This window comes from Pseudochrobactrum sp. AO18b, assembly GCF_000409565.1.
GTDB classification, from domain to species: Bacteria; Pseudomonadota; Alphaproteobacteria; order Rhizobiales; family Rhizobiaceae; genus Pseudochrobactrum; species Pseudochrobactrum saccharolyticum.
Genome location: NZ_ANNO01000135.1, coordinates 1 through 4,987, shown reverse-complemented (window position 1 = coordinate 4,987; position 4,987 = coordinate 1). Strand labels below are relative to the sequence as shown.

Sequence of the window (4,987 nt, the reverse complement as noted above, 5' to 3'; positions counted from 1 at the left end):
GATCATTGATCCGGCTTTTTTGTTTTCTTCTTCACAAAGACAGTGCATTCTTTCTCTCAAACGGAGGAGAATGCATCATGTCAGATCCCATACTCTATACGAATCCGATGTCGCGCGGACGTATTGCCCGCTGGATGCTGGAAGAAACCGGCTCTCCCTACACTACACAGATCGTCCCTTTCGGTCCGGTTATGAAAGATGCGGAATACCGGTCGATCAATCCGATGGGCAAAGTACCGGCATTGCAGCATAACGATCATATCATCACCGAAACCGCTGCGATCATCGCCTATCTGGCTGATATTTTTCCGGATGCCAAACTGGCGCCAACCGCAGACGAGCGGGCAAAATATTATCGCTGGCTGTTTTTCGGCGCAGGACCTGTGGAAGCGGCTGTCAGCAACCATGCCAGCGGCTTTAATCCGACAGAAGAACAAGGCCGGTTTATCGGCTATGGCTCCTATGAAACTGTTATGGATGTGCTCGATCAGGCGCTGTCAGAAACGCCTTACATTACCGGCGACCGCTTTACCGCAGCCGATGTCTATGTCGGTGCGCAAGTGAATTTCGGTCTGGGTTTCAATACAATTGAAAAACGCCCGAGCTTTATCGCCTACAGCCAGAGACTACTGGAACGCCCTGCCCTGCAACGGGCAACAGCGCTTGATGATGCCGATATGGCGAAAATGAAAACCTGATTATTCCGCAGCCTCGGCGCCGTCTGCGCTTTCATCCGGCCCGTTCGGATCACCGGCTGCGGTTTCACAACCCATATCGGGAAATGCAACAATACGCATGCCCTTGAAGTCATTTCGTACAACCAGCAGGCCGCGCTCTTCAAAATAAGTCAGCAGACGACGGGCGCGGCTGGTGGAGTGACTGCCATAGGCACGCGCCAGCGTGGCATCAGACGGGCATGGCGCAGCTTTAACCGCAGCCTGCGCCACAATCAGAAACACGCCCTGCACATCATCGGTCAGGCTTTCTGACAATTGCAGTGCAGTCTGCCACTTCTCATCATCAATCAGCTCATCCCCGCCGCTGGCCTGTGCCACAGCAAGACGACGACGGAATGCCGGTAACGCCAGCGGTTCCCCCGGTACACGATGAATACGGCAGCGCACCAGAAAATCCTGATACAGCACGGCCACAGTGCGATAAGCGGCTTCCGGATCTTCGATGATCTCGGTCATCACCTTATCGAGCAGCTCTTCACGCTCGGCTTCCACCAAGCCCGGAAATAGCGGCTCATCCGGCACTTCGGCTTCCGGCTTGGCTTTCACAACCTGCTCCAGAATTTCTGCAATCGGGCGCGGCGGTGGTGGCGGTGGTGGCGGACGGCGCACAATCATCTTCGCTTCAGCCGCACTTGGCGTAAAAATCAGATCAGCCGCATCAACCGGAGAATCCGGCAATGGCATTAGTTTCGGGCTGGATGAGCGCGCAGAAGTTTCCACCTTGCCGATTTTCACCGGCAGCGGACGGCGCGACAAGGCAGGCCCCAACGCCACAAAATGGCCGCGCTGCAAATCACGGAACTGTTCTGCCTGACGGCGATCCATACCCAGCAGATCGGCTGCACGCGCCATATCAATATCAAGGAATGTACGCCCCATCAGAAAATTGGAAGCTTCAGCCGCCACGTTTTTGGCAAGCTTTGCCAGACGCTGCGTGGCAATCACACCGGCCAATCCGCGCTTACGGCCACGGCACATCAGGTTGGTCATAGCGCTCAGTGAAATTTTACGCGCTTCATCGGAGACTTCACCACCGACAGAAGGCGCAAAAAGCTGTGCTTCATCGACAACCACCAGCATCGGATACCAGTAATCACGGTCAGCATCGAACATGCCATTGAGAAATGCCGCAGCGGCTTTCATCTGCTGGTCAATATCCAGGCCTTCGAGATTAACCACCACAGACACACGGTGCTGGCGGATACGCTGGGCAATACGGGTCAGTTCAGCCTCGGTACGTGCAGCATCAACCACCACATGGCCGTAAACATCGGCCAGCGTGACAAAATCACCTTCAGGATCAATGATGCACTGCTGCACCCACGGCGCGCTCTGCTCCAGCAAGCGGCGCAGCAGATAGGACTTACCGGAACCGGAATTGCCCTGAACCAGCAAACGTGTGGCCAGAAGCTCTTCGAGATCGAGCATAGCCGCGGTGCCGTTCGTTGTGGCTCCCATGTCGATGCCGACCTTCATATGACCTCCTGAAATACACGTGAAAAAACACCCTGATGAACGGGTGTGATAAAATAAGATTCGGGATATGGAACTTGTCTATCAGCTATGTATCATAACACCAAGCCACGAAGCGCGCGCATTTAGCACGGCTGCTGCGGAATACACAGCGACAGGCCATATAAGGCTCAAAAATGCCTGTCTTGTGCACAAAAACTTGCACTTAAGGGTTTTATCGCTTATGAGAGCGCATCCGCGTAGACACCCTTGGAGGCAACGCGGAATGATATGCCCGCATCATCGCTGTTTTTGCTGCGTATTTCGCGGATATATCATGTTTCGGAATCTCACCTGATTTTGCGGAACACTCCAAATTACTTGATAAGGAAAAGCCATGAGCGAAGTTAAAACTCTCAAGGCCGTAAAACGCGAACGGGCTGGTAAGGGGTCCTCCCGTGCACTTCGCGACAACGGTCAGATTCCAGCAGTCATCTATGGTGACAAGCAGCCTGCTATTTCGGTCGCTATCGACTATAAAACAGTTTACTACCTGATTTATGGCGGCGGCTTCAAGTCTACCGTTTTCAACATTGATGTTGACGGCCAGACCATCAAAGTTCAGCCTAAAGACTACCAGATGGATCGCGTTAAAGACACGCCTCTGCACGTAGACTTCATCCGCGTAGCATAAATTTCGAGCCTTCCGGCTTCTGATTTATCAAACATCTCCGGTGCAAACCGGAGATGTTTTTGTTTGTGATACCAGCACAGCCTGATAAAACGCTTGCCATATCTAATTCTCGGAGACGACCATGCTGCTGATAACCGGTCTCGGCAATCCCGGCGCGCAATATGCGCGGAACCGTCACAATATCGGTTTTATGGCCGTGGATGAAATTCATTCCCGCCATCGCTTTTCGCCATGGTCGAAAAAATTTCAGGGCCTGATTTCCGAAGGGATGATTGATGGTGAAAAGATACTGCTGCTCAAGCCGCAGACTTTTATGAACCTCTCCGGTCAGTCTGTCGGCGAAGCGATGCGCTTCTACAAACTGGCAATCAGTGACCTTGTTGTGATCTATGACGAGCTTGATCTGCCGCCTGCCAAATTGCGTGTCAAAGCCGGTGGCAGCGCTAATGGCCATAATGGTATCAAGTCCATTGACCAGCATATGCACGGGTTGCTGAACTCCAAGGAATATCGCCGTATGCGCCTTGGCATTGGCCATCCGGGTTCGAAAGATCTGGTGCATCATTATGTGCTGGGTGATTTTGCCAAAGCCGATAATGAATGGCTGGATCTGCTCTTTACCGGCATTGCTGACAATCTGTCCTATCTCGTCAAAAAAGACGATAACGGCTTCATGAATAAGCTGTCGCTTGTCATGGGCGGCAAGCAGGATGCCAAAGCGGAAGCACCGGTAAAAGCTGCGCCCAAAGCCCAGAGTCATATCCGTCAGGCACGGCAAAATAATACGATTGCCCCCAAAGTTCCAACAACCGGCCCTATGGCCGATATGCTGGCCAAACTCTTCGGCAAAAAGGGCGACTAAACACAAAACGCGCTGCAAGCTGCAAATTTCAGCGGCTTTTTCCCGCAATTTACGCCACTGCCCTTGACCTGTGCTTGCCCCATAGCGCATAGGCAATGGCAATATTCATTACGTTTCATGCTGAAGGATAAGGGCTGAACCGCGCCATTGCCGGTCGTTCTTAAAATTCGCACCAGACCGGATAAGGTTCTATCATGGGTTTCAAATGCGGTATCGTTGGCCTGCCGAATGTCGGCAAGTCCACCCTCTTCAACGCACTGACCAAAACAGCTGCCGCACAGGCTGCAAACTATCCTTTCTGCACCATTGAGCCGAATACCGGTGAAGTTGCAGTGCCGGACAGCCGTATGCGCCAGATCGCAGACATTGCCGGTTCAAAAGAACTGATCCCGACCCGTATCAACTTTGTTGATATTGCCGGTCTGGTACGCGGCGCTTCCAAGGGTGAAGGTCTGGGCAACCAGTTCCTCGCCAATATCCGTGAAGTCGACGCCATTGTTCATGTGCTGCGCTGCTTTGAAGACGATGACATCACCCATGTCGAAGGCCGTATTGATCCGGTCTCCGATGCGCAGACCGTTGAAACCGAACTGATGCTCTCCGATCTCGAAAGCCTTGAGCGCCGCATCGTGCAGATCCGCAAGCGCGCCACCGGCAAAGACAAAGAAGCAACAACCGTTCTGCCGATGATGGAAGAATCCCTGACGCTGCTTCAGAATGGTGAGCCTGTCCGTATGCTGCTGAAAGGCATTGCACCGGACGATCTGCTGATCCTCAAAGGCCTGAACCTGCTGACTTCCAAGCCTGTGCTTTATGTCTGCAATGTCGCTGAAAGCGATGCAGCAAACGGCAACGAGCACACTGAAGCTGTCGCCAAAATGGCAAAAGAACAGGGTGCGGAAACTGTTATCATTTCCGCAGCGATTGAAGCGGAAGTTTCGCAGCTGCCGGATGAAGATGCACAGCTGTTCCTTGGTGAAATGGGTCTGGAAGAGCCGGGGCTCGACCGTCTGATCCGTGCGGGCTACAGCCTGCTTGATTTGATTACTTATTTCACTGCCGGACCAAAAGAAACCCGTGCATGGACTGTGCATCGCGGTGCTAAAGCTCCGCAGGCAGCCGGTGTGATCCATACTGATTTTGAACGCGGTTTCATTCGCGCGCAGACTATCGCGTTTAATGACTACGTTACCTTTAAGGGTGAAGTCGGCGCCAAAGAAGCCGGTAAAGCCCGTGATGAAG

At 52.9% G+C, this 4,987-nt stretch carries 4 protein-coding genes and 1 pseudogene; 4 read left to right on the top strand and 1 reads right to left on the bottom strand.

What is annotated here, in order from left to right; genetic code table 11:
- The first annotated feature begins 77 nt into the window (after nt 1-77).
- Nucleotides 78-698 carry a glutathione S-transferase family protein gene (locus tag A918_RS0105740; RefSeq protein WP_022710133.1) on the top strand — a complete coding sequence of 207 codons (621 nt, stop codon included), beginning with the start codon at nt 78-80 and terminating at the stop codon, nt 696-698.
- On the opposite strand, the gene A918_RS0105735 is transcribed toward A918_RS0105740, so the two are convergent.
- Nucleotides 699-2,213, bottom strand: a complete 1,515-nt coding sequence (locus A918_RS0105735) for an ATP-binding protein (protein WP_022710132.1) — start codon at nt 2,211-2,213, stop codon at nt 699-701.
- Nucleotides 2,214-2,586: 373 nt separating this feature from the next.
- On the opposite strand from A918_RS0105735, the pseudogene rplY reads away from it, so the two are divergent.
- The 3 genes and pseudogenes from rplY to ychF all read left to right on the top strand — a co-directional run.
- Nucleotides 2,587-2,880 (top strand): annotated as a pseudogene (gene rplY, locus A918_RS19605) (50S ribosomal protein L25); the annotation flags it as partial.
- A 124-nt stretch (nt 2,881-3,004) separates the two neighbouring features.
- Nucleotides 3,005-3,745, top strand: coding sequence for an aminoacyl-tRNA hydrolase (gene pth / locus A918_RS0105725; protein WP_022710130.1), 741 nt, complete (start codon nt 3,005-3,007; stop codon nt 3,743-3,745).
- A 194-nt stretch (nt 3,746-3,939) separates the two neighbouring features.
- Nucleotides 3,940-4,987, top strand: a 1,048-nt coding sequence (ychF, locus tag A918_RS0105720; protein ID WP_022710129.1) for a redox-regulated ATPase YchF, incomplete at its 3' end; no start/stop codon positions are given.